This window comes from Sutterella sp., assembly GCF_030539355.1.
GTDB lineage: Bacteria > Pseudomonadota > Gammaproteobacteria > Burkholderiales > Burkholderiaceae_F > Sutterella.
In genome coordinates this window covers 1-1838 of record NZ_JAUNSF010000196.1, presented here as the reverse complement: position 1 = coordinate 1838, position 1838 = coordinate 1, and the positions used below count along the sequence as shown (strand labels likewise).

2 protein-coding genes are annotated in these 1838 nt (G+C 69.7%); both read right to left on the bottom strand.

All coding sequences use genetic code 11. The features are described 5' to 3' along the window. Positions 1-98: 98 nt before the first annotated feature. Positions 99-1148: a tetratricopeptide repeat protein gene (locus Q4F91_RS13470; protein ID WP_303338246.1), complete on the bottom strand. Its 1050-nt coding sequence runs from the start codon at positions 1146-1148 to the stop codon at positions 99-101. 16 nt (positions 1149-1164) lie between these two features. Further along, positions 1165-1761, bottom strand: a complete 597-nt coding sequence (locus Q4F91_RS13465; protein WP_303338245.1) for a hypothetical protein — start codon at positions 1759-1761, stop codon at positions 1165-1167. Between the last annotated feature and the right edge of the window lie 77 nt (positions 1762-1838).

The following is a 1838-nucleotide window of genomic DNA, read 5'->3' as shown; positions in this document are numbered from 1 at the left end:
CTGCTTTCATCATAGAGGGTGAAGGACCTGCTCACCTTCATATCCGTTTTTTGCCCGGAAGGCGGGACACGTCCGCTGCGGGCCTGTGGAACGCCCCGTCAGCGCTCGCTGCGGGGGATGACTGTCTCGAGGAACGCGTGCGCGTTCTCGGCCTCGAGCCACGCGCGGGCGGCGTCGAGCTCCGGCTGAGGAATCTGGCGCTCGAGCATCGAGGCCATGGCGGCGGCCCCCGTGTCGCCCAACGCATCGGCGAGCAGGAAGAGCGCCCAGGCGCGGACCGGGGAGAGAGGGAGGCCGTTGCCGGTCATGAAGAAGCCCGCGAGCATCGAGGCGGCCTTTGCCGACCCGCCCTCGGCGGCGCGGCAGAGCCAGCGGACGGCCTCTCGCTGGTCGACGCTGCCGCCCGCGCCCGACCAGCTCGCCACACCCGTGCGGAACTGCGCGTCAACGATGCCGGAGAAGGCCGCCTCGCGCATCCAGCGCCTCGAGGCGGCGGGGTCGCGCACCTCGGGCGAGCGGCGCTTGAGTTCCGCGAGCTCGTACTGCGCTTCGGCGACGCCGCCCTGAGCGGCCCGTTCGAGCCATTTCTCGGCCTCGCGGTCGTTCTTCTGCGTCCCGGAGCTGTCGCGGCAGGCGCGCCCGGCGGCGAGCGAGCTCGGGCTGTCGCCCTGGGCGCCCGCGATTCTCAGCCAGTAGAGCGCCTTCCCGGGATCGGGCGCCATGCCGATGCCTTCGGCCGCGGCGCGGGCGAGGTCCCGCGCGGCATCGCGGTTTCCCTTGTAGGCGGCGGTCTCGAGGAGCCTCACGCCCTCGGGGAGGTTCTGTTTCAGCCCCTGGCCGCGGAGGTGCACGAGCGCGAGCAGGTGCAGCCCCTCGGGGTTGCCCGAGGCGGCGGATTTTTTCAGCAGCAGCAGCGCGCGGCGGTTTTTCCGCGCGTCCGGGTCCTCCGTGAGAAGGCGCCGGGCAAGCTCGGCCTGCGCCGCCGGGTCGCCCGCGCGGGCCTTTTCCTCGATGCGTCCGAGCTCGGCGATCGCCTCGGCGCCCGTGAGCACTCTCGGCCGGGCGACGCCCCCGAGGAGGTCAAGCACCGGCAAGGTGAAGGCCTCAGGCCGGGGGATGGTGAAGCGCTCGTCCGGACGCTTGGGCATTGTGCTGGGCGGGGTGTCAGGGAGCGGGCTTCTGGGCGGCCTCGGGCGGCAGGGGCTCGACGACGACCTTGTCGCTCCCCTCGGGGATGCGGAGGATGACGCCGGGGCTCTCCTCTGAGGCGGGCTGGTTCTGGCCCGGGAGCGGGTCGATGCCCGTGAGCGCGAGGCCCACGGTGATCGTGAAGGTGATCAGCATGTAGAAGAGCCAGCCGAAGGCGCCGAGCATGATCGGGCGCCCGAGCGGGCGGCTCTCGTAGTCCTTGCCGACCGTCTGGTTGACGTAGGCGAGCTGCCTCCAGCCCGAGAGCAGCATCCAGGCGCCCCAGATCACGATGAGGAAGTACGGGCCGATCCAGTCCATGACCGGCTCATTGCGGAAGAGCGTCTGCATCACCACGAGCATGATGATCATCCAGACCGAGGTGCGGATCCACATGCGGCTGCTGATCGCCTGGTCTGGCTTGCCGAGCTCGGTCCAGTTGCGCGCCTGGAGCGCGGCGCCGAAGACCGGCGTGAAGAGAAGCGCGGCGGCGCAGACGAGCTTGGGGTTGTAGAGGACGGGGCGCTGCGGGGACGGCTGGATCTGCTTGGGCTGCTTCGACTGCTTGGACATGTCTGAGTGCGGGGGAGGCAAAAAAATCTGTGGAGAAGCAGGAAATTTTATCAACTCGTACTTTCGGCAGGTTCTGC

Excerpts from the sequence above, each read along its gene's own strand:
- Q4F91_RS13465 (WP_303338245.1), bottom strand. The coding sequence starts at position 1,761 with ATGTCCAAGCAGTCGAAGCAGCCCAAGCAGATCCAGCCGTCCCCGCAG.
- Q4F91_RS13470 (WP_303338246.1), bottom strand. The coding sequence starts at position 1,148 with ATGCCCAAGCGTCCGGACGAGCGCTTCACCATCCCCCGGCCTGAGGCC.